Origin of the sequence: Paraburkholderia terricola (genome assembly GCF_900142195.1) — a bacterium.
In the GTDB taxonomy this organism is placed as follows: domain Bacteria; phylum Pseudomonadota; class Gammaproteobacteria; order Burkholderiales; family Burkholderiaceae; genus Paraburkholderia; species Paraburkholderia terricola.
Map to the genome: position 1 here is coordinate 143,606 of NZ_FRAB01000014.1, position 23,479 is coordinate 167,084.

Genomic DNA, 23,479 nt, shown 5'->3' on the forward strand with positions numbered 1-23,479 from the left:
TTAGGGAATCGTGCCATCGGTTGCAAGTTTTCCGTAAGCGCAACACGGTTGAGCCGACGGAGTGACGTTCGAGCATTGCGCGACGCCCCATCTGGCATGGCCTCCAGCTCGCATCGGTTATGCGCATGCGGCAAAATGCCGCATCTCGAAGCTTACAATTCGCATAGCTTTTTCGGCATCATCGCGGCCTGTACGAATTGGGAATGATTCTCATTTGTTCGGGATATCCAGAAAAACAGGGTCAGCGATGAGCGTAAGAGACGGGGTAAGAAACGGAATAGAACCGCTGCCGCATAAACGGCTAACGATGCGGCCGCTGCATTGGGCCGCCTGCCTAGCGTTTGCGGCGAGCCACGCTGCCTTCGCGCAGCAGGCGCCGGCATCGGAGACGCCCGAAGCGGGCGAAACAGCGTTGCCAGCAGTCAAGATCACAGCGGCGCAAGACACCGAGCAGCATCTGAAGGAAGAACTGAGCAGTGGCGCGCTCGGCACGCGTTCACAACTCGACACGCCGTTCTCGACCACCGTCGTCACGAGCGAACAATTGCAGGACCGCCAGCCGTCCAAACTCGGCGACGTGTTCGCCACCGACGCCTCCGTCTCCGACAACGGCAACGCCTACAACGCATGGGCCACGTATCTGACGGTGCGCGGCATGCAACTGGACTGGCAGAGCGGCTTCAAAATCGACGGCATGCCGTTCAACAGCTACGGCATCACGATGCCGTACGAGCAGCTCGAAAAAGTGGAATTGCTCAAGGGGCTGACCGGTTTCATGTACGGCTTCGGCGCGCCGGGCGGCGTCGTGAACTACGTGACGAAGAAGCCGCCGCTGTCCGGCACGCCGGTGCGCAGCATCGACATCGGCTATTACACCGACGGCGTGTGGACCGAGCACGCCGATCTCGGCGGCCGCGTCGGCCCTGACGGCATGTTCGGCTATCGCCTGAACGCGACGCATGAAGAAGGCAAGACCTACAACAACGGCAACGTGCGGCGCGATTCAGTTTCCGTCGCGCTCGACGCGCGCATTAACCGCGACCTGAAGGCGACCTTCGGCGCGCTCTACCAGGAGCGTCATTCGACCGGCATCACGGGCGCGATTTCGACGGCGCTGTTTTCCGGCACGGGCCTGCCGCACACGATGAGCGGCGGCACGGGCGACCTCTCTGGTCCCGATCAGCACCTGAACACGAACCTGCAGCTTTACACCGCGGGCGTTCAATACAACCTGAGCCCGGACTGGACGCTCAATGCGAGCTACAGCTATAGCAAAAGCTCGCGCGACCGCAACGAGAGCACATACTACCTGCTCAATGGCGCGGGCGATTACACGGACAGCCGTTTCGCCGGCAAGGAAGGGCATCAGCTGAGTTTGTGGCAAGTGTCGGCGGAAGGCAGCGTGAAGACCGGACCGTTGCAGCACCAGCTCGTGATCGGCGCGGCGTATCAGCGTCAAACGAACGATTACGGCGCGAACAGTTTCTTCGGCCAGATCGGCACCGGCAACCTCTACCAGCCGAACACCAACACCTTCGGCGGCGCGTCGAACTACTACACCTATCGCGACAGCGACATCACGCAAAAAGCGCTGTTCGCGAGCGATACGATCCAGTTGACCCAGCGCTGGTCGGTGCTCGGCGGCGTGCGTTACACCAACTACGAGCAGCACGGCTACTCGACCACCGGCGCGACCACGTCGACCTACAGCCAGAACGGCGTCGTCACGCCGACCGTCGCGCTGATGTTCAAGCTGGCGCCGACCACGACGCTTTACACGAGCTACGTCGAGTCGCTGGAAGCGGGCACCGTGGTGGGCGACACCTACGCGAACCGGGGCGAATTGCTCAAGTCGTTGCGCAGCAAGCAGTATGAAGTGGGCATCAAGACCGAGCATGCGCGCTGGAGCGCGACGGCCGCGCTGTTCCGCATCGAGCGCGGCGCGGCTTACGCGAACAGCGCGAACGTCTATACGCAGGACGGCGAGTCGATCTTCCAGGGCGTGGAGTTTGGTGGCGACGTGCGTCTGGGTTCGAGCTGGAATGTCGGCGGCGATCTCATGTGGATCAACACGAAGTATGAAAAGGGCGCGGCCAACAACGGCAACCGCGTGGCCGGCGCGCCTCAGTTCGTGGTGGCGGGTCATGCGACGTACTCGGTGCCCTACGTGCCGGGTCTGCGCATCGGCGCCGACGCCAAGTTCACGGGCAATACGAACGTGCGGCCGGCCGGCAATCTGAACGCGCCGGGCTATATGCTGGTCAATCTGGGCGCGAGCTATGCCACGCGCATCGGCGGCTATGACGTGACGTTTCGCGCGGCCATCGACAACCTGCTCAATCGCCGCTACTGGGAGTATCAGTACGCGGATTACGTGACGCCGGGCGATCCGCGCACCTTGTCGCTGAATGCGCGCATCGACTTCTGATGCATGCATAAAAAAACGGCACCGCGGTGCCGTTTTTTTTTTCGCCTTGCCGTTGTGCGCGCCGCCGCGCGCGGCAGTTCAAACCAGCCGCAGATAAATCAGTTCGCGCTTGATATACGCATAGAAGATCGGCGCCGCGACCACGCCCGGCAGGCCGAACGCGGCTTCCATCACGAGCATCGCGACCAGCAGTTCCCAGGCGCGCGCCTCGATCTGCCCGCCGACGATGCGCGCGTTCAGGAAGTATTCGAGCTTGTGAATCAGGATCAGGAACGCGAGCGACATGACCGCAGCCGGGAAGCTCACCGAGAGCGCCACTGCGACGATGATCGTGTTCGAGATCAGATTGCCGATCACCGGCAGCAAGCCGACGATGAACGTCACCATGACCAGCGTCTTGGAGAGCGGCAACTGATCGTGGAACATCGGCAGTACGACCAGCAGGAAGATGCCGGTGAACACCGCATTGATCGCGGAAATCTTCACCTGCGCGAACACGATGCGGCGGAACGCTTCGGAGAAACGTGTCACGCGCGTGACGAAGGCCGTGGAAAGCGGCAGCCGATGCATATGCTTCTGCGCGCCCACCGCGATGATCGCGCCGATGATCATGCCGATCAGAATGTGAGTGAAAGCGCGCGCCGCCGTCTTGCCGCTTTGCTGCAGCATGTTGGCGTGCGTCTGCATCAGTTCGGCGGCCTTGGCTTTCATCTGCTCGGTGTCGACCGGCAGATAACTGGCAATGAATTGCGGAATCCGCCCCCGCGCCTGATCGATCAACTGCATCGCCTGATCGAGCAGCTTCTGCACGCTCGGCACGTCGTTCTCGAAATGCTCGATGAGGCCGAGCGTGATGCCGGTGAGCGAACCCACGATCACCACCGAGAGCAGCACCACCGCGAGCCAGCGCGCGCGCTGGCTCGACATATGACGCTCGATGCGCGGCGCGATGGTGTGAACCAGTTGGAACACGAGCATCCCGGCCAGCAGCGCGCCGAGCAGCCTGAGTTGAATGACCGCCCACATGCCGATCAACATCACCACGTAACTGCCGATTTCGACCGCCGACAGCTTCGGCAGGCTCATGTCGCTAGTCAGCCTGACCGGGCGTGGGCGTAGGTCCTGCACTTGCCCGTCGTCGCGTGCCTGATTCCGCTTGGCCATGGCTTTTCCCGTTCCACCCGTGTTGTGCACCGTTACTTTCTGCTGGCGGCGCGTTTCAGCAACGGCGCCAGATACCTGCCGGTAAAACTTGCCTTCGACTTCGCAACCTGCTCCGGCGTGCCTTGGGCGATGATCTGCCCGCCGCCCGCGCCGCCTTCCGGACCGAGATCGATCACCCAGTCGGCAGTTTTTATCACATCGAGATTATGCTCGATGATAACGACGGTATTACCCTGATCTCGCAATCGATGAATAACTTCCAGCAGAAGGGCAATGTCGTGGAAGTGCAAACCGGTGGTCGGCTCGTCGAGAATGTATAGCGTGCGACCCGTGTCGCGCTTGCTCAGTTCCAACGATAGCTTGACGCGCTGCGCCTCGCCGCCCGACAAGGTAGTGGCCGACTGACCCAGCCGGATATAGCCCAGGCCGACGTCCAGCAAGGTCTTCAGCTTACGCGCGACGACCGGCACCGGCTTGAAGAACTCGTAGGCGTTTTCCACCGTCATGTCGAGCACTTCGCTGATGTTCTTGCCTTTGTACTGCACGTCGAGCGTTTCGCGGTTGTAGCGCTTGCCGTGGCAGACATCGCAAGGCACATAGACGTCGGGCAGAAAGTGCATTTCCACCTTCAGCACGCCGTCGCCCTGGCAGGATTCGCAGCGGCCGCCCTTCACGTTGAACGAGAAACGGCCCGGATCGTAGCCGCGTTCCTTGGCCGCCGGCACGCCCGCGAACAGTTCGCGGATCGGCGTGAAGAGGCCCGTGTAGGTGGCCGGATTCGAGCGCGGCGTGCGGCCGATCGGCGACTGGTCGACGTTGATGACCTTGTCGAAGTGCTCGAGACCCTCGATCGATTCGTACGGCGCGGGCTCCGTGGCCGAGCCGTACAGGTGATGCGCCACCGCGTGATACAGCGTGTCGTTGATCAGCGTCGACTTGCCTGAACCCGATACGCCGGTCACGCAGGTCAGCAGGCCCACCGGCAGATCGAGCGTGACGTGCTTCAGATTGTTGCCGTGCGCCTCCACGATGCGGAGGCGGCGCTCGTCCGGATCTTTTCGCTCGTCGGGAAATTCGATGTTGCGCGCGCCGGACATGTACTGACCGGTCATCGAAGCCGCGTTGGCCTGCACTTGCCTGGGCGTGCCTTCGGCGATCACCATGCCGCCGTGCTCGCCCGCGCCGGGGCCCATGTCGACCACGTAGTCGGCCATGCGGATCATGTCCTCGTCGTGCTCCACGACGATCACCGAATTGCCGAGATCGCGCAGATGCTTGAGCGTGGCGATCAATCGGTCGTTGTCGCGCTGATGCAGGCCGATCGACGGCTCGTCCAGCACATACATCACGCCGGTCAGACCCGAGCCGATTTGCGAGGCGAGGCGAATGCGCTGCGCCTCGCCGCCCGAGAGCGTTTCCGCGCTGCGTTCGAGCGACAGATAGTCGAGCCCGACGTTATTCAAAAACATGAGCCGCGCGACGATTTCCTTGACGACCTTGTCGGCGATCTCGCGTTTCGAGCCTTCCAGCCGCAGCGTCTGGAAATAGCCGAGCGCATCGCGCAACGGCCAGCCGCTGATTTCGAAGATGCCGCGGGCGTCGCCGTCCGCGCCGATCCGCACGAAGCGCGCTTCGCGGCGCAGCCGCGTGCCGGCGCAAGCGGGGCACGGCTGATTGTTCTGGTACTTGGCGAGTTCCTCGCGCACGGCGGCCGAGTCGGTCTCGCGATAACGCCGCTCCAGGTTCGGGATGATCCCTTCGAACACATGCTCGCGAACCGACGTGCGGCCCCGCTCGTTGATGTACGAGAACGGAATCTCCTGCTTGCCCGAACCGTACAGCAGAATCTTGCGAACTTTTTCCGGCAGATCCTCGACGGCGGTGTCGATGTCGAATTCGTAGAACGCCGCGAGGCTTTGCAGCATCTGGAAGTAAAACTGGTTGCGCCGGTCCCAGCCCTTCACCGCGCCCGCCGCGAGCGAGAGCGACGGATGCGCGACCACCCGCTTCGGATCGAAGAAGGTGATCTGGCCGAGGCCGTCGCATTCCGGGCACGCGCCCATCGGATTGTTGAACGAGAAGAGGCGCGGCTCCAGTTCCTGCAGCGAATACGAACAGATCGGGCAGGCGAACTTGGAGCTGAACAGATGCTCTTTATCCGTATCCATTTCGAGCGCGATCGCGCGGCCGTCGGCAAGACGCAGCGCCGTTTCGAACGATTCGGCGAGGCGCTGCTTCATATCGCCGCGCACTTTCAGACGGTCCACCACCACGTCGATCGTGTGCTTGTCGTTCTTTTTCAGCTTGGGCAGCGAGTCCACCTCATAAATCCTCGCGACGCCTTCATTCGCGGTGCCGCCGCCCGAGCGCACCCGGAAGCGGATAAAGCCCTGCGCCTGCATTTCCTCGAACAGTTCGACATGCTCGCCTTTGCGGTTCGCCACCACGGGCGCGAGGATCATCAGCTTGGTCTCTTCCGGCAACGCGAGCGCCGCGTCGACCATCTGCGAGACGCTTTGCGCTTGCAGCGGAATCTCGTGATCCGGGCAGTAAGGCGTGCCGACCCGCGCGAACAGCAGCCGCAAATAGTCGTGAATTTCGGTGACGGTGCCGACCGTGGAGCGCGGATTGTGCGACGTCGCCTTCTGTTCGATAGAGATCGCCGGCGAGAGGCCCTCGATCAGATCGACGTCCGGTTTCTCCATCAATTGCAGGAACTGGCGCGCGTAGGCGGAGAGACTTTCGACGTAGCGCCGCTGTCCTTCCGCATAGAGCGTGTCGAACGCGAGCGACGATTTGCCTGAGCCGGAAAGGCCCGTGATAACGACGAGCTTGTGACGTGGAAGGTCGAGATTGACGTTCTTCAAGTTGTGGGTGCGAGCCCCACGAATACGGATTTGTTCCACGGATTTATTCCATGAACTGCGGAAAGAGGAAGAGGCTAAACCTGCTACTATAACGACTTTTCAAGACCGCCGTTACGGCTTCCTGACCGCCCGAACGGGCGCCAGGGCAAGCTGTAAGGCAGCGGTCCAGCGTCGCGGGAACAGGCTTAACTGGGGCCGTTTTCCGCGAGTACAAGCTAGCCGCGAGGCAACAGCGGGGCGGCGCGAGCGGGGAGTGCGCGAAGCCGCCGGCTCGAATGCCGCGCCGCATACTGTCTGTGTCCCGCAGTCCCGTGGTAAGCCGGCTGGTCGTGGCCGCCCCGTCTGGGCCGGCCGCCCGCGGTGCGCCGCCCAGCTCATTCGAAGAACGCTCCCGATGTCCAATCCGTCCGCCACACCCTCACGCATGAGCGCGCCCGAACTGCGCGCGACCGTGTCGCTCGCCGCCATCTTCGCGCTGCGCATGCTCGGTCTCTTCATGATCATGCCGGTGTTCTCGATCTATGCGAAAACCATCCCCGGCGGCGACAACGTGCTGCTGGTGGGCATCGCGCTCGGCGCATACGGCGTGACGCAGTCGATGCTGTACATCTTCTACGGCTGGGTCTCCGACAAGGTCGGACGCAAGCCCGTGATCGCCACCGGCCTGCTGATTTTCGCGCTCGGCAGCTTCGTCGCGGCGGGCGCGCACGACATGACGTGGATCATCGTCGGCCGGGTGATCCAGGGCATGGGCGCGGTGTCGTCCGCGGTGATCGCGTTTATCGCCGACCTCACCGCCGAGGAGCATCGCACCAAGGCGATGGCGATGGTGGGCGGCAGTATCGGCGTCTCCTTCGCGGTGGCGATCGTCGGCGCGCCGATCGTGTTCCACTGGGTCGGCATGAGCGGATTGTTCACGCTGGTCGGCATTTTCTCGATTCTCGCGGTGGGCGTGGTGCTGTGGGTCGTGCCCGACGCGCCCAAGCCGGTGCACGTGCGCGCGCCGTTCGCCGAAGTGCTGCATAACGTCGAACTGCTGCGCCTGAATTTCGGCGTGCTGGTGCTGCACGCGACGCAAACCGCGCTGTTCCTCGTCGTGCCGCGCATTCTCGAAGCGGGCGGCTTGCCGGTCGCCTCGCACTGGAAAATCTATTTGCCGGTGATGGGCCTCTCGTTCGTGATGATGGTGCCGGCGATCATCGCCGCTGAAAAACGCGGGCAAATGAAAACCGTGCTGTTGTCGGCGATCGGTCTTATCCTGATCGGACAGTTGTTATTGGGCGTCGCTCCGCATACGATTCTGAGTGTGGCGGCGATCCTTTTTGTGTACTTTCTGGGCTTCAATATTCTGGAGGCCTCGCAGCCGTCGCTGGTGTCGAAACTGGCGCCGGGCACCCGCAAGGGCGCGGCTGCCGGCGTGTACAACACCACGCAGTCGATCGGTCTTGCGCTGGGCGGGATGATGGGTGGCTGGCTGCTGAAGGTGGACGGTCAGAGCGCCGTTTTCTTCGCGTGCTCTGGCCTCGTGTTTTGCTGGCTTATAATCGCCGCAAAGATGAAACAGCCGCCGCGCAAGGCGTAATACGGCGACCCCGAAGGGCGCATCCCGAAGACCGCACTCGGGGATTCGCCCCAAAAACACCAGAACTCACCCGGCGGCGGGATGAGGCGCACTTCCGGTCTCGGGCCCGCCGGCCCATGAGACGCGAACCGTGCACCGCCGCGCCGCCCGAAATGGAATCAACAGGAGAAACTCATGGCATCCGTGAACAAGGTCATTCTCGTCGGCAATCTCGGAGCCGATCCGGAAGTCCGTTATCTTCCGAGCGGCGACGCAGTGGCGAACATCCGCCTTGCAACGACGGATCGGTACAAGGACAAGGCGTCCGGCGAATTCAAGGAAGCCACCGAATGGCACCGTGTGTCGTTCTTCGGCCGGCTCGCTGAAATCGTGTCGGAATATCTGAAGAAAGGCTCGTCGGTGTACCTGGAAGGGCGCATTCGCACCCGTAAATGGCAGGCGCAAGACGGCACCGACCGTTACTCGACCGAAATCGTCGCCGAGCAGATGCAAATGCTGGGCGGCCGCGGCGGCTCGATGGGTGGCGGTGGCGACGAAGGCGGTTATAGCCGCGGTGAGCCGTCGGAGCGCAGCGGCGGTGGCGGTGGTGGCCGTGCGATGTCGGGCGGCGGTTCGCGTGGCGGCAGCGGCGGCGGCGCGGGTGGCGGCGCCAGCGGCGGTTCTAGCCGTCCGAGCGCCCCGGCCGGCGGCGGCTTCGATGAAATGGACGACGACATTCCGTTCTAAACCCGACTAAAACAGTTTTGCAGGTACAAGCCCGTCCTCTTTGTGGAGACGGGCTTTTTGTTTGCCCGCCTATTCATGGCCCGCTGTTGAGCCGGCGAATCCCTGCTTCAGCGCGACCACGAAGCGACGCGCCCCGGTGCGTCAGATAACAGCGTTGCTGGCTGCAGCCGCCCGTCCGCGCAGCCAGTTGATGCTCGCGAACAGCAGCACCGCAAACACGATCAACATCGTGGCCACGGCGAGGATCGACGGGTCGATCGAATCGCGAATACCGCTCCACATCTGCCGCGGCACGGTGGTTTGATCCGGCCCGCCGATGAACAGAATGACGATCACTTCGTCGAACGAGGTCGCGAAAGCGAACACGCTGCCGGTCGCCACCGCCGGCGTGATGAGCGGCAACGTCACGCGCCTGAATGCGACCCAAGGCGGCGCGCCGAGTCCGGAAGCGGCCCGCAACAGACTGTGATCGAAGGAAAGCAATGACGCCGTCACGGTGATCACGACGAACGGCGTGCCGAGCGCCGCGTGCGCCAGCACGACGCCGGGATACGAGTTCACGAGGCCGAGCGGCGCGAAGATCAAGTAGAAGCCCGCGGCAACGACGACGATCGGCACGATCATCGGCGAGATGATGAGCGGCATGATCAGACCGCGCAGCGGAAACTGCGCGCGCGAGAGGCCCAGCGCGGCGAGCGTGCCGAGACAGGTGGCGATCAGCGTCGAAGCCGCGCCGATGCCGACGCTGTTCGGCAGCGCGCGTTGCCAGTCCGCGCTCGTGAGCGCCTGCTCGTACCAGCGCAGCGAAAAGCCCTGCATCGGATACGAGAAGTACGAGCCGGCATTGAACGAGAGCGGGATGATCGCGAGAATCGGCGCAATCAGAAAGAACAGCACGAGCGCGCTATGCAGCCGCACCCCGCGGGCGGCGATGCGCTCCGTCAGCACCTTGTTGCGTTGATCCTGCATGTCGTTCCTTCGTCGTGTGCGTGTTTCGACCCGGTTCAACCGAAACGCAAGCGGTCGATGCCGACAATGCGGTTGAACAGGAAATAAAAGATCGCCGTGAAAATCACGAGATAGGCCGACAGCGCGCCGGCGAGGCCCCAGTTGAGCTGCGTGTTGGTTTGCATCGCGATGAGCTGGCTGATCATCTCGTCGCCGGCGCCGCCGAGCAGCGCAGGCGTGATGTAGTAGCCGAGCGCGAGCACGAATACCAGGAAGCAGCCGGCGCCCACGCCCGGCAGCGTCTGCGGCACGTAGATCCGCACGAACGCGGTGAACGGATGCGCGCCGAGCGATTGCGCGGCGCGCATGTAAACGGGCGACACGCTCTTCATCACCGAATAGATCGCGAGAATCATGTAAGGCAGGAGCACGTGCGTCATGCCGATCAGCACGCCCGCGCGGTTGAAGATCAGCGGCAGCGGATGCGTGGCGAGACCGAGACCCATCAGCAGGCTATTGATGACGCCGCCCGGTTGCAGCAGCACGTACCACGCGGTCGTGCGCACGAGCAGCGAGGTCCAGAACGGCACGATCACGAGAAGCATCAGCCGGTTGCCGCTTTTCGCGGGCAAGTTCGCGAGCAGCCAGGCGACGGGATAACCGAGTACGAGGCACAGCAGCGTGACGGCGGCGCTGATCGAGATCGTGCGCGCGAACGCCTGCCGATAGACGGAAGCGTTGTCCGGGACGAACCCGACCGCGCCCTGCGGCGTGACTTGCGCATCGACCGCGGCGAGCAGATAGTCCGGCGTCGGCGACGCGGCGGCGCGCTTGAGCAACCGCCAGGTCTCCGGCGAGTTCCAGCGGTCGTCGAGTCCGGCGAGCGTCGTTTTCCACGCGGGCGGCGCATCGGCGGGCAGTTGGCGCGCGGTGCGCATCAACAGGCTGCGAAACTCGGGCTCTGCGAAGTTCAGCCGTCGCGCCACGGTGCCGAGCTGCCCGCTCTGCTGCGCCTCCTTGAGCCCCGCCGCGAGCAGGGCGAACGTGTGTTCGTCCGGCACGCCGCCACCGTCCCACGCATCGAGCGCGCGCGCGAGCGCGGGCATGCTGTCGGGCACTTCGCGGTTCTGCACGCTGCGCGCGAGCAACAGCATGATCGGCGCAATGAAGGTCGACAGCAGAAACACGAGCAACGGCAGCGCGAGCAACAGCGCTTGCATCGATGCGCGGCGGCGCGTCTTTTGAAACGACGCGCGGCCGTCGGCTCTCGTCGGTGAGCCCGGCACCGGGCCTTGGGCGGAAGCGGGCATGCTGGTAGTCAAGTTGGGCTCTCGTCGGACGATGGTGTTACTGCGTCAGCCACACCTGGAACCGCTTGTTGATCTGGTCCGCGTTGTCGGCCCAGAAGTTCGCGTTGATCTGCAGCGCGCGCTTGAAGTTCTCGGGTGCGGTCGGCAGATCGGCGAGGCGCTGCTTGTCGACCAGCGCGATCGCGTCCTTGCGCGGCGGCGCGTAGGCGATGTACTTCGACAACTCCGCATAGGCCTTCGGCTGCGAAGCGGTGACGATGAACTTCGCGGCAGCGTCGGCGTGTTTCGCGCCCGTCGGCACACCCCACCAGTCGAAGTCGTAGACTTGCGCGTCCCAGACGGCCTTGAACGGCTTGTTGTCCTTCTTCGCGGCATCGGAAATGCGGCCGTTGTAGGCCTGTGTCATCACGACCGCGCCGTCCGCCAGCAACTGCGGCGCCTGCGCTCCCGACTCCCACCACACGATGCTCTTCTTGATCGTGTCGAGCTTCCTGAACGCGCGATCCACGCCGGCGGGCGTGGCGAGCACCTTGTAGACATCCTTCGGGTCGACGCCGTCCGCAATCAACGCCCATTCCATCGATACCTTCGGCGACTTGCGCAAGCCGCGCTTGCCCGGGAATTTCTGCAGGTCGAAGAAGTCGTTGACGGTGGTCGGGGCGGTCTTGAGTTTGCTCGCGTCGTACGCGTAGACGGTGGACCAGACCATGCTGGCGACCGCGCAATCGCTGATCGAGCCGGGGATGAAGTCGCTCGTCTTGCCGATCGTCTTCCTGTCGAACTTCTGCAGGAGGCCTTCGTCGCAAGCGGTGATCGCATCGTTGGTTTCGAGGTCGATCAGGTCCCACGTGGTGTTCTTCGCCTGCTCCATCGCGGAGAGCTTCGCGAGGCCGCCGTCATACGATTCGGTGGAGAAGCCGATTCCCGTGGCTTGCGTGAACGGCTCGAAATACGCTTTTTTGGCCGCTGCTTCGTATGCGCCGCCGAAGGTCACGACGGAGAGCGTCTCCGCCGCCTGGGCGGCCACGGTGGCGAATGCGAGTACGGCGAGTGCGGCGCATTGTGCTTGGATGAGGGTGCGCATGTCAGTTGGCTCCTGCTGGTGCGGTCGTGATGATGGAAGGTGAAGGCGGTGCGGATACGGGCATCGCGGGCGCGCTTCGCGGCGCGGTCATCGCGAGAATCTTGCAGTCGTCGTGGCGCCACGCGATCTCGATCGTGCTGCCGGGCGAAGGCAGCGCGTGGCGCTGCGTATTCGGCACTTTCACGACGATCGAATCGCGCGAGCCGAGCTTCAGGTGCACGCGATGATGATCGCCGCAATACACCCGTTCCTCGACGCGAGCGCGCACCACGTTGTTGTGTTCGTCGGCGCGCGTGCTTGCCTGCGTGCCTTCCGCGCTCGGGATATGCGCGCGTTCGGGGCGCAACGCGAGCATCGCGTCGTCGCCTGCCCGCAGGCCGTGTTCGCAACGGCCGCGAATCACGCTGCCGTCCGAGAGCGCCAGCGTCGCCCAGCCTTCGCCCGCGGTGACGACGCGCCCGGTCAACCCGTTGTTCTCGCCGACGAAATTAGCGACGAACGCGTTCTGCGCGTTCTCGTACAGTTCGCTCGGTGTGGCGGCCTGCTGGATACGGCCGTCGGAGAACACGGCGACGCGGTCGGACATCGTCAGCGCTTCGGCCTGGTCGTGCGTCACATAGACGATCGTGAGCGACAACTCGCGATGCAGGCGCATGATTTCGTATTGCATCGTTTCGCGCAGGCGCTTGTCGAGCGCGCCGAGCGGCTCATCCATCAGCACGACGCTCGGCTCGAACACGAGCGCGCGTGCGAGCGCCACGCGCTGCTGCTGTCCGCCGGATAACTGCGCGGGACGCCGGTTCGCCAGATGCGGCAGCTCGATCATATCGAGCGCGCGCTTCACACGCGCCTTCTGTTCGGCGCGGCTCACGTGCCGCACGGAGAGCGGAAACGCAACGTTCTCCGCGATCGTCAGATGCGGAAACAGCGCGTAGTTCTGAAACACCATGCCGATGTCGCGTTGATGCGGCGGCTTGTCGTCGAGCCGCCGGCCGTCGAGGCGAATCTCGCCGTGAGTGGGCGTTTCGAAACCCGCGAGCATCATCAGCGTGGTCGTCTTGCCCGAGCCCGAGGGGCCGAGCAGCGACAGGAATTCTCCCTTGCTCACGTCGAGATTCAGATCATCGACGACGTACTGGGCGCCGTCATACGATTTGCTCACGCGCGAGAGCGAAATGAAGGCAGGGTTCGACATGTGATCGCGTTCCTCTCGATGGTGCGTCGTAATCAGTGCGTGCCGGGCTTCGTCGCGGCGATCTTGCCGGCGACGTAGCGCGCGAAGTCATGGTTGGGGCGTTCGAGATGGCTCAGATGGCCGGGCTTCGCGAGCGGCGCGTGCACGCCGCGAAACACCGCTTCCACGCCGCGCCGGTCTTCCGCATTCACCTCGTCGAGCAGTTTCTTCAACGTGGCCATGTGCGCGCCGGCCTCGGGGTCCGCGATGAACTCCGGCGCAAGCCCGCCGCCGAAACGGATATGCACGCGCTCCACGCCTTGAGGTTGCAGCACGAGATACCAGAAGTAGCCCGGCGTGAGCGTGACGAGATGCGTCGGGTAGATGGCGAGCAGCGCGGTAGTCTTGCGCCAGTGTCCCGTGAGACGCGTGTTGTCCGGATGCGCGTTGCCGATGGGCAAGGACGCTTCCTTCGTGATCCAGTGATAGTTGAACGCGGGATAGCCCGGCGGGCATTCCATTTCATCGAGCCGCGAATGCGGTCCTACCGTTGCGCGATGCAGCATCGGCAGGTGATAGCTCTCCATGAAGTTTTCCGCGAGGATCTTCCAGTTCGTGTCCCACACGTGCTCTTCATGGAAGGTCTCGATGTAGTCCGACATGCCGTATGCGCCGATGAGTTCGCTCAAACCGGCAAGCTGCGTATGCACGGGCGGCGCGTTTTCGTCGAGCGTGACGTAGAGCCAGCCTTGCCATTCCTCGCAACGCACGGCGGGCAGCCTGTAGCTTTCCTTGCAGAAGCCCGCCTGCCGATCCATGAGCGGCGCGCCTTGCAGCGCGCCGTCCAGCGAATAGTTCCACGCGTGATAGGGGCAGACGATGCGACGTACATTGCCGCGTCCTTCGAGCAGCACCGACATGCGATGCAGGCACACGTTCGACATCGCCTTGAACTGCATCTGTTCGTCGCGCAAGACGACCACCGGTTGCGCTCCGATGCGCGCGGTCATGTAATCGCCCGGCGCCTTGAGCGCGCTGGCGCGGCCGACGCATTGCCATTCCCGCTCGAAGATCGCGTGCTCTTCCAGCGAGAGAAATTCGGGCGACGTGTACACGCCGGGCGGCATCGCATGCGCGTCGCTGAAGGGCCGTTCGCAACCCGTGCGCAGGTCGTCGACAAGCGCTTGCACTGCGATCGTCCTTGCCGGGCTGGTCATGATGTCCCCCTCGAGTCGTCACGTTAAGAGCGCGCAGTCGCGAGGCTTTGCGTGGCGGCGCTCAACATGGACATCAATCTATCAAGCCAATTTGCAAGGCAAAATATTGTTTTCAGATACAAAGCAGAGCTTTTGCCTATGCAGCGCGCGAACGCGCGAAGCAGCCGATTGAGCGCTGCGCGTCATGCGTCGATATGCAGTCGCCGAATATAGTGCTCGCAGAACGACGCGAAGCGCTGCACGACCTGGCGGGGCTTCATCGTGCGTGATTGCGCGATGCCGAGCATCGTTGCGTTGACGTTGTCCTTGAAGCGCTTGATCGCGAACTCTTCGCCGTCCACGGTGCGATTCGACTTGAGCGGAAAGTTGAGCAGGCTATAGCCGAGACCGTTGGCCACCATGCCGCGCACGACCTCCGGCTGCGATGAACGGAACGCAGGCACCGGGCGGCTGCCCACCGCGTCGAAGAGCGCCGCGAAATACTCGCGGCTGTGCGGCAGATCGAGCATCACATAGGGCTCGTGCAAGAGGTCCGCGAGCGACACCTTGCGCGCGCGTGCGAGGCGATGCGTCTTCGGCAGGATCACGTAAGGCGGCAGCGAGAGCAGCGGCGTGAAGGCGATGTCTTCCGTCAGGTCGAGACTGTAGGTGAGGGCGAGATCGAGCGAGCCGTCGTGCAGGCCTCGCAAGAGGCCATCCTGATGCGCCTCGACGGTGCGAAACGAAATGCCCGCGTGCTCGCCCGTGAAACGGCTGATCAGCCCCGGCATGAGCGGCGGCGCAAGCGAGACGAGACAGCCGAGCGCGATGGCGCCCGTCATGCCGCCGTCCATTTCCTTGGCGGTGGTCTGCAATTCCTCCGCGATCTTCAGGAGATTGCGCGCTTGCCCGAGCAGATCGCGTCCCGCTTGCGTGAGCGACAGACCGCTCGCGTGATGCCGTATGAAGAGTTGCACGCCGAACGACACTTCCAGATCCGCGAGCGCCGTCGAGATGGACGGTTGCGAGATGTGCAGACGCTTCGCGGCGGCGGTGAACGACAACGCTTCGGCGGTGACCACGAAATAGCGCAACTGGCGCAACGAGTAGCGCAACGGGTGGCTTTCCATCGACGACGCTCCCTCTTCAAGGTCTTCAATGCGCCGCATTGTGAAGCGGTCAAAAAGCGCTGCATAGGTAAACCCAATGCTATGCATTTTTTAAATGTGTTTTTCGGATTCGGAACGGGCGGGTAGATTTTCACGCAGACGAATGGCCCAGGCGGCACACGCCATCGCAAACCACCGCCTCTTCGGAAGGACACAGTCATGACAGTGGAAAGAACGTCAATCGATACGCTGGTGGTCGGCGCCGGTCAGGCCGGCGTCGCCATGAGTGAACATCTGAGCAAGCTCGGCGTGCCGCATCTCGTGCTGGAGCGCGCCCGTATCGCCGAGCGCTGGCGCACGGCACGCTGGGATTCGCTGGTGGCCAACGGTCCCGCGTGGCACGATCGTTTCCCCAATCTCGAGTTCGCGGATGTCGACCCGGACGCCTTCGCTTCAAAAGAGCAGGTGGCGGATTATTTCGTCGCGTATGCAAGGAAGTTCGAGGCGCCGATCCGCACCGGCGTGGAAGTTCGGCAGGTCGTGCGCAATGCCGGGCGGCCGGGCTTCACCATCGAAACGTCGGAGGGCGTGGTGGAGGCCAATCGCGTGGTCGTCGCGACCGGGCCTTTCCAGCGCCCCGTGATTCCGCCGATCGCGCCGCGAGATTCGACTCTCACGCAAATTCATTCCGCCGACTATCGCAATCCGGGGCAATTGCCCGAAGGGGGCGTGCTCGTGGTCGGCGCGGGATCGTCCGGCGTGCAGATCGCGGACGAGCTGCAACGTGCGGGCAAGCGCGTCTATCTGTCGATCGGCGCGCATGATCGTCCGCCGCGCGCCTATCGCGGCCGCGATTTCTGCTGGTGGCTGGGCGTGCTCGGCGAATGGGACGCGGAGGTCATGAAGCCCGGCAGGGAGCACGTCACGATTGCCGTGAGCGGCTCGCGCGGCGGTCATACGGTGGACTTCCGGCGTCTCGCGCAGCAGGGCGTGACGCTCGTCGGTCTCACGAAGTCTTTCGATAAGGGCGTGGCAACCTTCGAAGCCGATCTCGCGACGAACCTCGCGCGCGGTGACGAAAACTATCTGTCGCTGCTGGACGCGGCCGACGCGTATGCCGAGCGCAACGGCCTCGATCTTCCGCCAGAGCCCGAAGCGCGTGTCATTCCCGCCGACCCCGAGTGCGTCACGCATCCGTTGCGCGATCTCGATCTGGCGACAGCCGGCGTGACGTCGATTGTCTGGGCGACCGGCTACGCGGTCGATTTCAACTGGCTGAAGGTCGACGCCTTCGATGAAAAGGGTAAGCCGGTGCATCAGCGCGGTGTGTCGAAGGAGCCGGGCATCTATTTTCTCGGCTTGCCGTGGTTGTCGCGTCGCGGTTCGGCATTCATCTGGGGCGTGTGGCACGACGCGAAGCACATCGCCGATCACATCGTCACGCAGCGCAAATATCTGGCGTATTACGACGAATCGCAGCGCCATGCGCGAGGCCGCAACGAGGAAAGCGCGGAAAGCGCCGAGGGTGCGTCCGCCGGTTCACGCGTCCACAAAGTTAGCGAAATGGGCGTGAATTGAACGCCACGCCGCTTTGATCCGCGATCTATTTCTTCCCCGCATTGAGGTGCATCGATGAGCCAACCCACGCATACCCGTATCCGCATGTTCAACACGAAGGATACGTATCCGAACCAGACGCTCGACAACGATCTTTGTCAGGCCGTGCGCGCCGGCAACACGGTCTATGTACGCGGCCAGGTGGGGACGGATTTCGAAGGCCGTCTGGTCGGCCTCGGTGATCCGCGCGCCCAGGCCGAGCAGGCGATGAAAAACCTCAAGCAGTTGCTGGAGGAGGCCGGCAGCGATTTGTCTCACGTCGTCAAGACGACGACCTACCTCACCGATATCCGTTATCGCGAGCCGGTCTATCAGGAAGTCGGAAAGTGGTTGAAAGGCGTATTTCCGATTTCCACCGGCCTGGTGGTGGTCGCGTTGGGTCAGCCGCAATGGCTGATGGAGATCGACGTCATCGCCGTGATTCCCGATGGCTGGACGCGGCCGACAGCCTGAGGAGCACGACATGACATTCTCTATCGTCGGACGTTGTGCGCGATCGGGGCAACTCGGTATCGCGATCAGTTCTTCCAGCATCGCGGTCGGCGCTCGCTGCCCGTGGGTGCGGACAGGCGTCGGCGCGGTGGCGACCCAGAACGTCACGCTGCCCGCGCTGGGCCCGCGAGTTCTTGACCTTCTGGAGAGCGGGAAAATCGATCCTGCCGCGGCATTGGACCGCGCGCTCGGCGCAAGCGAGTGGAGCGAATATCGGCAGGTGACGGTGGTCGATAGCCTGGGCCGCACGGCGTTCTTCAGCGGCAAGGAAGCGTTGGGCACCTATCACGCCGTCGCCGGCAAGCAATGCGTGGCCGCGGGCAACATGCTCGCGGGCATCGAAGTGATCGAGGCGATGGCTGCGGCGTTCGAGCAGGCATCCGGCGCGCTGGCGGATCGGCTGCTCGCGGCGATGCATGCGGCGATGGCCGCGGGCGGCGAGGCGGGGCCGGTGCATTCGGCGGCGCTCAAGATCGTCGGCGACGTGAGCTGGCCGATGGTCGATTTGCGGGTCGATTGGGCGGACGACGATCCCATCGGTCAACTCGACGGTTTGTGGCACGCGTATCGGCCGCAGATGCAGGACTACCTGACCCGCGCGTTGAATCCGACCGCCGCGCCCAGCTACGGAGTGCCGGGCAATGAATGACAGATCCAGCCGCGCGCTGCTCGCAAGCCTGATCGGCTTTCCGACGGTCAGCCGCGATTCGAATCTGGACATGATCGCGTTCATTCGGCGCTACCTCGACGAACTCGGTGTCGAGAGCGAACTGTTCTACAACGCCGAACGCACCAAGGCGAATCTGTTTGCGACCATCGGTCCGCGCGAGCGCGGCGGCATCGTGCTGTCCGGCCATACCGACGTGGTGCCGGTCGAAGGCCAGGCGTGGACCGTCGATGCATTCCGTCTCACGGAACGCGATGGGCGGCTGTATGGCCGCGGCACGGCCGACATGAAGGGTTTCATCGCATCGGTGCTGGCGGCGGTGCCCGGCTTTGTCGAGCGGGCGTTGAAGCTGCCGGTGCATCTCGCCTTTTCCTACGACGAGGAAGTCGGCTGCCTCGGCGTGCGGCCGATGCTGGCGGAACTGGAGCGGCGCGCGCATAAGCCGGTTCTGTGTCTGATCGGCGAACCGACTGAACTCAAGCCGGTGCTGGGGCACAAGGGCAAGCTGGCGATGCGCTGTCACGTGAAAGGCGCGCCTTGCCATTCGGCCTATGCGCCGTATGGCGTCAACGCCATTCAGTACGCGGCGCGGATGATCGGCCGTCTCGAACAGATCGGCGAGCAACTGGCCCAGCCGGAACATCACGACGAGCGTTTCGATCCGCCGTTCTCGACCGTGCAGACGGGCGTGATCAAAGGCGGCCGTGCGCTGAACATCGTGCCGGCGGAATGTGAATTCGACTTCGAAGTGCGCGCGCTGCCGGGTTTCGAGGCGCATCGTGTCGCCGACGCATTGCAGACCTACGCCGAAGCCGAGTTGCTGCCGAAAATGCGCGCGGTGAAGTCCGAAGCCGACATCCGCTTTCAGTCGCTCTCCGCTTATCCGGCATTGGCGACGTCGCCCGATAGCGAAGCGGCGCGTCTTTTGGCGTTGCTCAGCGGCTCCGAGGAGTTCGGCACGGTGGCGTTCGGCACGGAGGGCGGGCTCTTCGAGCAGGCGGGCATTCCCACGGTGGTCTGCGGACCCGGCAGCATGGACCAGGGACACAAGCCCGATGAATTCGTCACCGTCGAGCAATTGCGCGCTTGCGACGCCATGCTGGCTCGCCTGGCGGATTACCTTTCGGTCGCTCGTTGAGACGGAGCATTAAGGACGGCGCCGCGGTGTCACGCATCGCCCGGCAAGACAGGGGGCGCCGCGAGCAGATGCTCCAACGCATCTCTCATCGGCGAACTGGAAATAACGATCGGCCCTGAAAACGGCGAATCCAGATCCACGATGACATAGATAGCGGAAGCGATCGAAACAGCCCCCAGCGAAATCGTGACGAGCGCCAGCGCGTTGCGAGGCGCGATCAACCCGAAGCTGAGAAAAATCACGCACAACCAGAAAGTCAGCGTCTTGAAGAAAGGCTGCGAGATCGAGCTGTGCGCCTCCTCGATGAGTTTCCACCGCGCATCCACGACGCGCCGGAACTGCGTCAAACCATCATCGAGCGCGCGCTGCTGCAAGGCGTCGCGCGCTTGCAATTGCCGCAGCCGCTGGCCCACCGTGTTCAACAATTCGCCGAGGCGCACGTTTTCCAGCTTCGTCGAGCCGGGTCGCGTGCCGATGTTCTTCGGATAATCACCGGCGGGCGCGGCCTCGCCGGGCCACGTCGACGCAATCGCCGCCGCGGTATAAGCCCGCAACAGGCGGCGCGGCTCGGCGGTTTCGTCGCCGTATTGCCGCAGCGTCGTATCGAATTCGATCAGATCGGCGGCAAAGGTGCGCAAATCATTCGACGCCGTATCGAAGCTGGATTTCGCCGACGCCGTCATCAAGCCCAGCACCAGCGCGGCAAACGTCACCAGCATGCCGATCACCAACTGGACGAGTTGCACCGTTTCGTGCGCCTTGTGCTCCTCGGGCAAAAGCGGGCGCACCCACACGCCGAGTCCGGTTGCGGCGAGCAACAAAACGAAGACCAGCAGAGCCGTGGCTATTTCCGACATAGAAATGCTCCGAAGACGCGTGCCTCGTCACTTTCCATCAACCGCCGCCGACCGGAAACCCGGATAGTCCCGCAAAAGGGTCTCCGGGCAACGGCTTCCCGCTTTCGCTCGTATCTTGATGGATCGCAAGCCCACGCGCTACCAGCCATAAAGTTTTGCGCGATTCAGCCGTAGTCCCTTTATGTGTCGCAGTCGCACGAATTCGAATAAAAAGTTGCGGACCTGGCCGAAGGGGCTTAGGCGCAGCAGGCGTGGCCGAGGCTAATCACTGAACAATTCGGTCAGGCAGCCCCCTTTGGAGAGAGCCAATGCTGAAAAATCTGTCGATTCGCACCTGTCTTACCCTGATGATCGCGTTCTTCGGCGTGGTGCTGCTGCTCGGCGCCGCCGCCGGTCTGCTGTCGCTGCGCGCGAGCAATGCGTCGCTGCAGCAGATGTACACGGTGGATACGCCCGCGGTCGCCGACCTCGAAGGCAGCGCCGGCCAGTTGCTGCGTTTACGCCTGGCGCTCGCGACGTACGCATCGCTCGTCGATCTGAACGATCAGGACGGCGCGGATGCCGTGCTGAAGCGGTTCGATCAATACCAGAAAGTATCCAACGAGCGTCTTGCCCACTATCTGAGCCGCGCGAGCACGGATGCCGACGAACAGCGCCTGATCAAGGAGATGCAGGACAAGCGCGACATTTTCCTGCGCGAGGGCGTCGATCCGTCAATGGCCGCGCTTAAATCGGGCGACAAGACGGCATTCCAGCAATTGCAGGCGCGCAAGCTGCCGTCGCTCTACAGCGCGTACGAAAAGGCGATGCTCGCGCTCGAAAAATTGCAACTCGATCGCGCCGCGCAGCGCTATCAGGATGCGCAGGACCTGTTCTACGCGATCTGCATTGCGGTGGCGATCGGCATGGCGGCGTCGCTGCTGGCCTCGTGGATCGGCCGCGCGGTGCTGGTGCGCGCAATCGTCAGTCCGGTCGATGCCACCATCGCGCAATTCCAGCGCATCGCCGGCGGCGACTTGACCGGCCAGATCGTCGTGAGCAGCGACAACGAAATGGGCCGCCTCGCCGCCGCGTTGCGCAAGATGCAGGACTCGCTGATCGCGACGGTGAACTCGGTGCGCCAGGGCACCGAATCGATCGACACCGGCGTGAGCGAGATCGCCGCGGGCAATACCGATCTGTCGCAGCGCACCGAGGAGCAGGCCGCGTCGCTCGAGGAAACGGCGGCGAGCATCGAACAGCTCACCTCGACGGTCAAGCAGACCGCGGACAACGCGAAGCAGGCGAGTTCGCTGGCCCAGGGCGCGTCGACGCTGGCCGCGCAGGGCGGCAACCTCACCGAGCAGGTGGTGGGCACGATGCATGGCATCGTCGACGACTCGCGGCGGATTGCCGACATTGTCGGCGTGATCGAAGGGATTGCTTTTCAGACCAATATCCTCGCGCTGAACGCCGCCGTGGAAGCGGCGCGCGCGGGCGAGCAGGGACGCGGCTTTGCGGTGGTGGCGAGCGAGGTGCGGTCGTTGGCGCAACGAAGCGCGGCGGCGGCGAAGGAGATCAAGGGTTTGATCGACGCGTCCACGGCGCGGGTGGAGGCCGGCTCGGAACTGGTCGAGCGATCGGGCTCGACGATGACGGAGATCGTCAACGCGATTTCGCGCGTCAGTTCGATCATGGGCGAGATCGCGGCGGCCGCGATCGAGCAGAGTACCGGTATCGATCAGGTCAATCTCGCTGTCGCTCAGATGGACGAGGTGACTCAGCAGAATGCCGCGCTGGTCGAGCAGGCTGCGGCGGCGGCCAGTTCGCTGGAAGAGCAGGCGAGGCGGTTGACGGCTGCCGTGGCCGTGTTTCAGACGGGGGGCGGTCGTGGTGCTGGGGGTGGTGCTTCGGCTGCTTTTGCCGGGCGGCAGAGGGCGGTTGAGGGGGCTGTGGGGGAGTTTGTCGCGGGTTAGGTTTTTTTGGGGGTTTTTTTTGCCTGCGGCGGTTTGGGTTGTGGGCCTGGTTTGTTGGCCTTTTCTTGTGGTCTTAGTGGTCTATTAGTGTTGCCCCTGTGCGGGGCGGCACCTACTTTCTTTGCCGCCGCAAAGAAAGTAGGCAAAGAAAGCGGCTCAAACCGTCAGCCTTGAAGTGGGTCTCCTGGCTTGGAGGGCGTAGTGGTGCATCTGGAATCGGTGTCCTCGCGCACTCCGCGCCCGTGACAAGGCAGTCATACTTCCCGCCTCGCACTGCGTGCTCGCCGGAAGGGGCCGTCGGCACACCAGCGGCTTCGCTTGGGCGCGGCGGGGGCCATCGGCTTCGCCTCGGCGAGGCGCCGAAATCAGGCGGGTATTTCAGACATGCGGCTGACCCCTGGCCCTTGGACGTAGGCGCGGATAGTCTGGCCGCGCACCGATGCGCCTGGCGAGTCGTCAGCATTCGGTGCAGTCGCTTGGCGCACGCAGCACTACCGGTTTCAAGTCCCCTGCTGACCGCAGAAGTGGCTTGCAGTTTGGAGAACTACTGCTGACGCAGAAGCGCCCTGCGGTTCGATGAAGTACCGCGACGGCGCGTGCAGCGCTACCGGAAGAATGACTGCCTTGTCACGAACGCGGAATGCGCGAGAACACGGATTCCGCAGAAGCGCCCTGCGGTTCGATGAAGTACCGCGACGGCGCGCGCAGCGCCGCCGGAAGAATGACTGCCTTGTCACGAGCGCGGAGTGCGCGAGGACACGGATTCCAGATGGACCACTAGCCCCTCCAAGCCAGGAGACCCGCTAAAGAATTAGCGGTTTGAGCCGCTTTCTCTTGCCTACTTCTCTTTGCGGCCGGTGTACAGACCGGAGACATAGCTGACAGGTGTGCGAGGACATGGTTGACACTTCCGGGTACGAAAACGCCCGGTCCCGACCATGCCCTGGAACGCAAGAGACACCATGAGCCTCAGACAGGAATTTGTTCATCTGGCCAGTCAGCGCACGCTCACGGTCACCGAACTGTGCGAGCGCTTTAACATCAGCCGGCAGACCGGCTACAAATGGCTCAGACGTGGCGAGGACGCGCTGGCGGATCAGTCGCGGCGCCCTGCCAGCAGTCCCTCGAAGACCACGGTTGAGATGGAGCAGGAGGTGGTGCGCCT

18 protein-coding genes are annotated in these 23,479 nt (G+C 63.5%); 9 read left to right on the forward strand and 9 right to left on the reverse strand.

Annotation, left to right across the window (positions count from 1 at the left end):
* Window positions 1–307: 307 nt before the first annotated feature.
* Window positions 308–2,428 carry a TonB-dependent siderophore receptor gene (locus tag BUE39_RS14875; RefSeq protein WP_090518768.1) on the forward strand — a complete coding sequence of 707 codons (2,121 nt, stop codon included), beginning with the start codon at window positions 308–310 and terminating at the stop codon, window positions 2,426–2,428.
* 78 nt (window positions 2,429–2,506) lie between these two features.
* Here the strand turns inward: BUE39_RS14875 and BUE39_RS14880 are convergent, their stop codons facing one another.
* Together BUE39_RS14880 and uvrA are read right to left on the reverse strand one after the other, a co-directional pair.
* On the reverse strand, window positions 2,507–3,592 hold the full coding sequence (locus BUE39_RS14880; RefSeq protein ID WP_073429430.1) for an AI-2E family transporter: 1,086 nt from the start codon (window positions 3,590–3,592) through the stop codon (window positions 2,507–2,509).
* 32 nt (window positions 3,593–3,624) lie between these two features.
* On the reverse strand, window positions 3,625–6,498 hold the full coding sequence (gene uvrA / locus BUE39_RS14885) for an excinuclease ABC subunit UvrA (RefSeq protein WP_073429431.1): 2,874 nt from the start codon (window positions 6,496–6,498) through the stop codon (window positions 3,625–3,627).
* 355 nt (window positions 6,499–6,853) lie between these two features.
* On the opposite strand from uvrA, the gene BUE39_RS14890 reads away from it, so the two are divergent.
* Window positions 6,854–8,041 carry an MFS transporter gene (locus BUE39_RS14890; protein ID WP_073429432.1) on the forward strand — a complete coding sequence of 396 codons (1,188 nt, stop codon included), beginning with the start codon at window positions 6,854–6,856 and terminating at the stop codon, window positions 8,039–8,041.
* Window positions 8,042–8,215: 174 nt separating this feature from the next.
* Window positions 8,216–8,767, forward strand: a complete 552-nt coding sequence (locus BUE39_RS14895) for a single-stranded DNA-binding protein (RefSeq protein WP_073429433.1) — start codon at window positions 8,216–8,218, stop codon at window positions 8,765–8,767.
* A gap of 141 nt (window positions 8,768–8,908) precedes the next feature.
* On the opposite strand, the gene BUE39_RS14900 is transcribed toward BUE39_RS14895, so the two are convergent.
* From BUE39_RS14900 to BUE39_RS14925, 6 genes are all read right to left on the reverse strand, one after another.
* Window positions 8,909–9,736, reverse strand: a complete 828-nt coding sequence (locus BUE39_RS14900; RefSeq protein ID WP_073429434.1) for an ABC transporter permease — start codon at window positions 9,734–9,736, stop codon at window positions 8,909–8,911.
* 35 nt (window positions 9,737–9,771) lie between these two features.
* Window positions 9,772–11,025, reverse strand: coding sequence for an ABC transporter permease (locus tag BUE39_RS14905; protein ID WP_073429435.1), 1,254 nt, complete (start codon window positions 11,023–11,025; stop codon window positions 9,772–9,774).
* 37 nt (window positions 11,026–11,062) lie between these two features.
* Window positions 11,063–12,109, reverse strand: a complete 1,047-nt coding sequence (locus BUE39_RS14910; RefSeq protein ID WP_073429436.1) for an ABC transporter substrate-binding protein — start codon at window positions 12,107–12,109, stop codon at window positions 11,063–11,065.
* Window position 12,110: 1 nt separating this feature from the next.
* The gene (locus BUE39_RS14915) at window positions 12,111–13,304 is read right to left on the reverse strand and encodes an ABC transporter ATP-binding protein (RefSeq protein ID WP_073429437.1); all 1,194 of its coding nucleotides are present in this window, start codon (window positions 13,302–13,304) and stop codon (window positions 12,111–12,113) included.
* Window positions 13,305–13,336: 32 nt separating this feature from the next.
* A complete protein-coding gene (locus tag BUE39_RS14920) occupies window positions 13,337–14,500 on the reverse strand; it encodes an SRPBCC family protein (RefSeq protein ID WP_073429438.1) in 1,164 nt (387 codons plus the stop codon).
* Window positions 14,501–14,682: 182 nt separating this feature from the next.
* Window positions 14,683–15,609 carry a LysR family transcriptional regulator gene (locus BUE39_RS14925; RefSeq protein WP_073429439.1) on the reverse strand — a complete coding sequence of 309 codons (927 nt, stop codon included), beginning with the start codon at window positions 15,607–15,609 and terminating at the stop codon, window positions 14,683–14,685.
* Window positions 15,610–15,807: 198 nt separating this feature from the next.
* On the opposite strand from BUE39_RS14925, the gene BUE39_RS14930 reads away from it, so the two are divergent.
* Genes BUE39_RS14930 through argE form a run of 4 tightly spaced genes read left to right on the forward strand, consistent with a single transcriptional unit; the run spans window position 15,808 to window position 19,502 of the window.
* Window positions 15,808–17,166, forward strand: a complete 1,359-nt coding sequence (locus BUE39_RS14930; RefSeq protein WP_073429440.1) for a flavin-containing monooxygenase — start codon at window positions 15,808–15,810, stop codon at window positions 17,164–17,166.
* Window positions 17,167–17,220: 54 nt separating this feature from the next.
* Window positions 17,221–17,658, forward strand: a complete 438-nt coding sequence (locus BUE39_RS14935) for a RidA family protein (RefSeq protein WP_073429441.1) — start codon at window positions 17,221–17,223, stop codon at window positions 17,656–17,658.
* A 10-nt stretch (window positions 17,659–17,668) separates the two neighbouring features.
* Window positions 17,669–18,346, forward strand: a complete 678-nt coding sequence (locus tag BUE39_RS14940; protein WP_073429442.1) for a DUF1028 domain-containing protein — start codon at window positions 17,669–17,671, stop codon at window positions 18,344–18,346.
* A complete protein-coding gene (argE, locus tag BUE39_RS14945; RefSeq protein WP_073429443.1) occupies window positions 18,339–19,502 on the forward strand; it encodes an acetylornithine deacetylase in 1,164 nt (387 codons plus the stop codon). Before BUE39_RS14940 ends, argE begins: the two co-directional genes overlap by 8 nt.
* Window positions 19,503–19,531: 29 nt before the next feature.
* Here argE and BUE39_RS14950 read toward each other — a convergent pair whose 3' ends face one another.
* Entirely contained in the window at window positions 19,532–20,359 is an 828-nt protein-coding gene (locus tag BUE39_RS14950) for a bestrophin-like domain (RefSeq protein ID WP_073429444.1), read from the reverse strand.
* A gap of 308 nt (window positions 20,360–20,667) precedes the next feature.
* Between BUE39_RS14950 and BUE39_RS14955 the strand changes: the two genes are divergently transcribed.
* Both BUE39_RS14955 and BUE39_RS14960 read left to right on the forward strand, forming a co-directional pair.
* A complete protein-coding gene (locus BUE39_RS14955) occupies window positions 20,668–22,314 on the forward strand; it encodes a methyl-accepting chemotaxis protein (RefSeq protein ID WP_073429445.1) in 1,647 nt (548 codons plus the stop codon).
* 962 nt (window positions 22,315–23,276) lie between these two features.
* Window positions 23,277–23,479 (forward strand): helix-turn-helix domain-containing protein (locus BUE39_RS14960; protein WP_159442569.1); only part of this gene is annotated, 203 nt, incomplete at its 3' end.

What these genes read in the sequence shown, in the direction of transcription:
- BUE39_RS14875 (WP_090518768.1), top strand. Translation starts at nt 308, where the DNA reads ATGCGGCCGCTGCATTGGGCCGCCTGCCTAGCGTTTGCGGCGAGCCAC.
- BUE39_RS14880 (WP_073429430.1), bottom strand. Translation starts at nt 3,592, where the DNA reads ATGGCCAAGCGGAATCAGGCACGCGACGACGGGCAAGTGCAGGACCTA.
- BUE39_RS14890 (WP_073429432.1), top strand. Translation starts at nt 6,854, where the DNA reads ATGTCCAATCCGTCCGCCACACCCTCACGCATGAGCGCGCCCGAACTG.
- BUE39_RS14895 (WP_073429433.1), top strand. Translation starts at nt 8,216, where the DNA reads ATGGCATCCGTGAACAAGGTCATTCTCGTCGGCAATCTCGGAGCCGAT.
- BUE39_RS14900 (WP_073429434.1), bottom strand. Translation starts at nt 9,736, where the DNA reads ATGCAGGATCAACGCAACAAGGTGCTGACGGAGCGCATCGCCGCCCGC.
- BUE39_RS14905 (WP_073429435.1), bottom strand. Translation starts at nt 11,025, where the DNA reads ATGCCCGCTTCCGCCCAAGGCCCGGTGCCGGGCTCACCGACGAGAGCC.
- BUE39_RS14910 (WP_073429436.1), bottom strand. Translation starts at nt 12,109, where the DNA reads ATGCGCACCCTCATCCAAGCACAATGCGCCGCACTCGCCGTACTCGCA.
- BUE39_RS14915 (WP_073429437.1), bottom strand. Translation starts at nt 13,304, where the DNA reads ATGTCGAACCCTGCCTTCATTTCGCTCTCGCGCGTGAGCAAATCGTAT.
- BUE39_RS14920 (WP_073429438.1), bottom strand. Translation starts at nt 14,500, where the DNA reads ATGACCAGCCCGGCAAGGACGATCGCAGTGCAAGCGCTTGTCGACGAC.
- BUE39_RS14925 (WP_073429439.1), bottom strand. Translation starts at nt 15,609, where the DNA reads ATGGAAAGCCACCCGTTGCGCTACTCGTTGCGCCAGTTGCGCTATTTC.
- BUE39_RS14930 (WP_073429440.1), top strand. Translation starts at nt 15,808, where the DNA reads ATGACAGTGGAAAGAACGTCAATCGATACGCTGGTGGTCGGCGCCGGT.
- BUE39_RS14935 (WP_073429441.1), top strand. Translation starts at nt 17,221, where the DNA reads ATGAGCCAACCCACGCATACCCGTATCCGCATGTTCAACACGAAGGAT.
- BUE39_RS14940 (WP_073429442.1), top strand. Translation starts at nt 17,669, where the DNA reads ATGACATTCTCTATCGTCGGACGTTGTGCGCGATCGGGGCAACTCGGT.
- argE (WP_073429443.1), top strand. Translation starts at nt 18,339, where the DNA reads ATGAATGACAGATCCAGCCGCGCGCTGCTCGCAAGCCTGATCGGCTTT.
- BUE39_RS14950 (WP_073429444.1), bottom strand. Translation starts at nt 20,359, where the DNA reads ATGTCGGAAATAGCCACGGCTCTGCTGGTCTTCGTTTTGTTGCTCGCC.
- BUE39_RS14955 (WP_073429445.1), top strand. Translation starts at nt 20,668, where the DNA reads ATGCTGAAAAATCTGTCGATTCGCACCTGTCTTACCCTGATGATCGCG.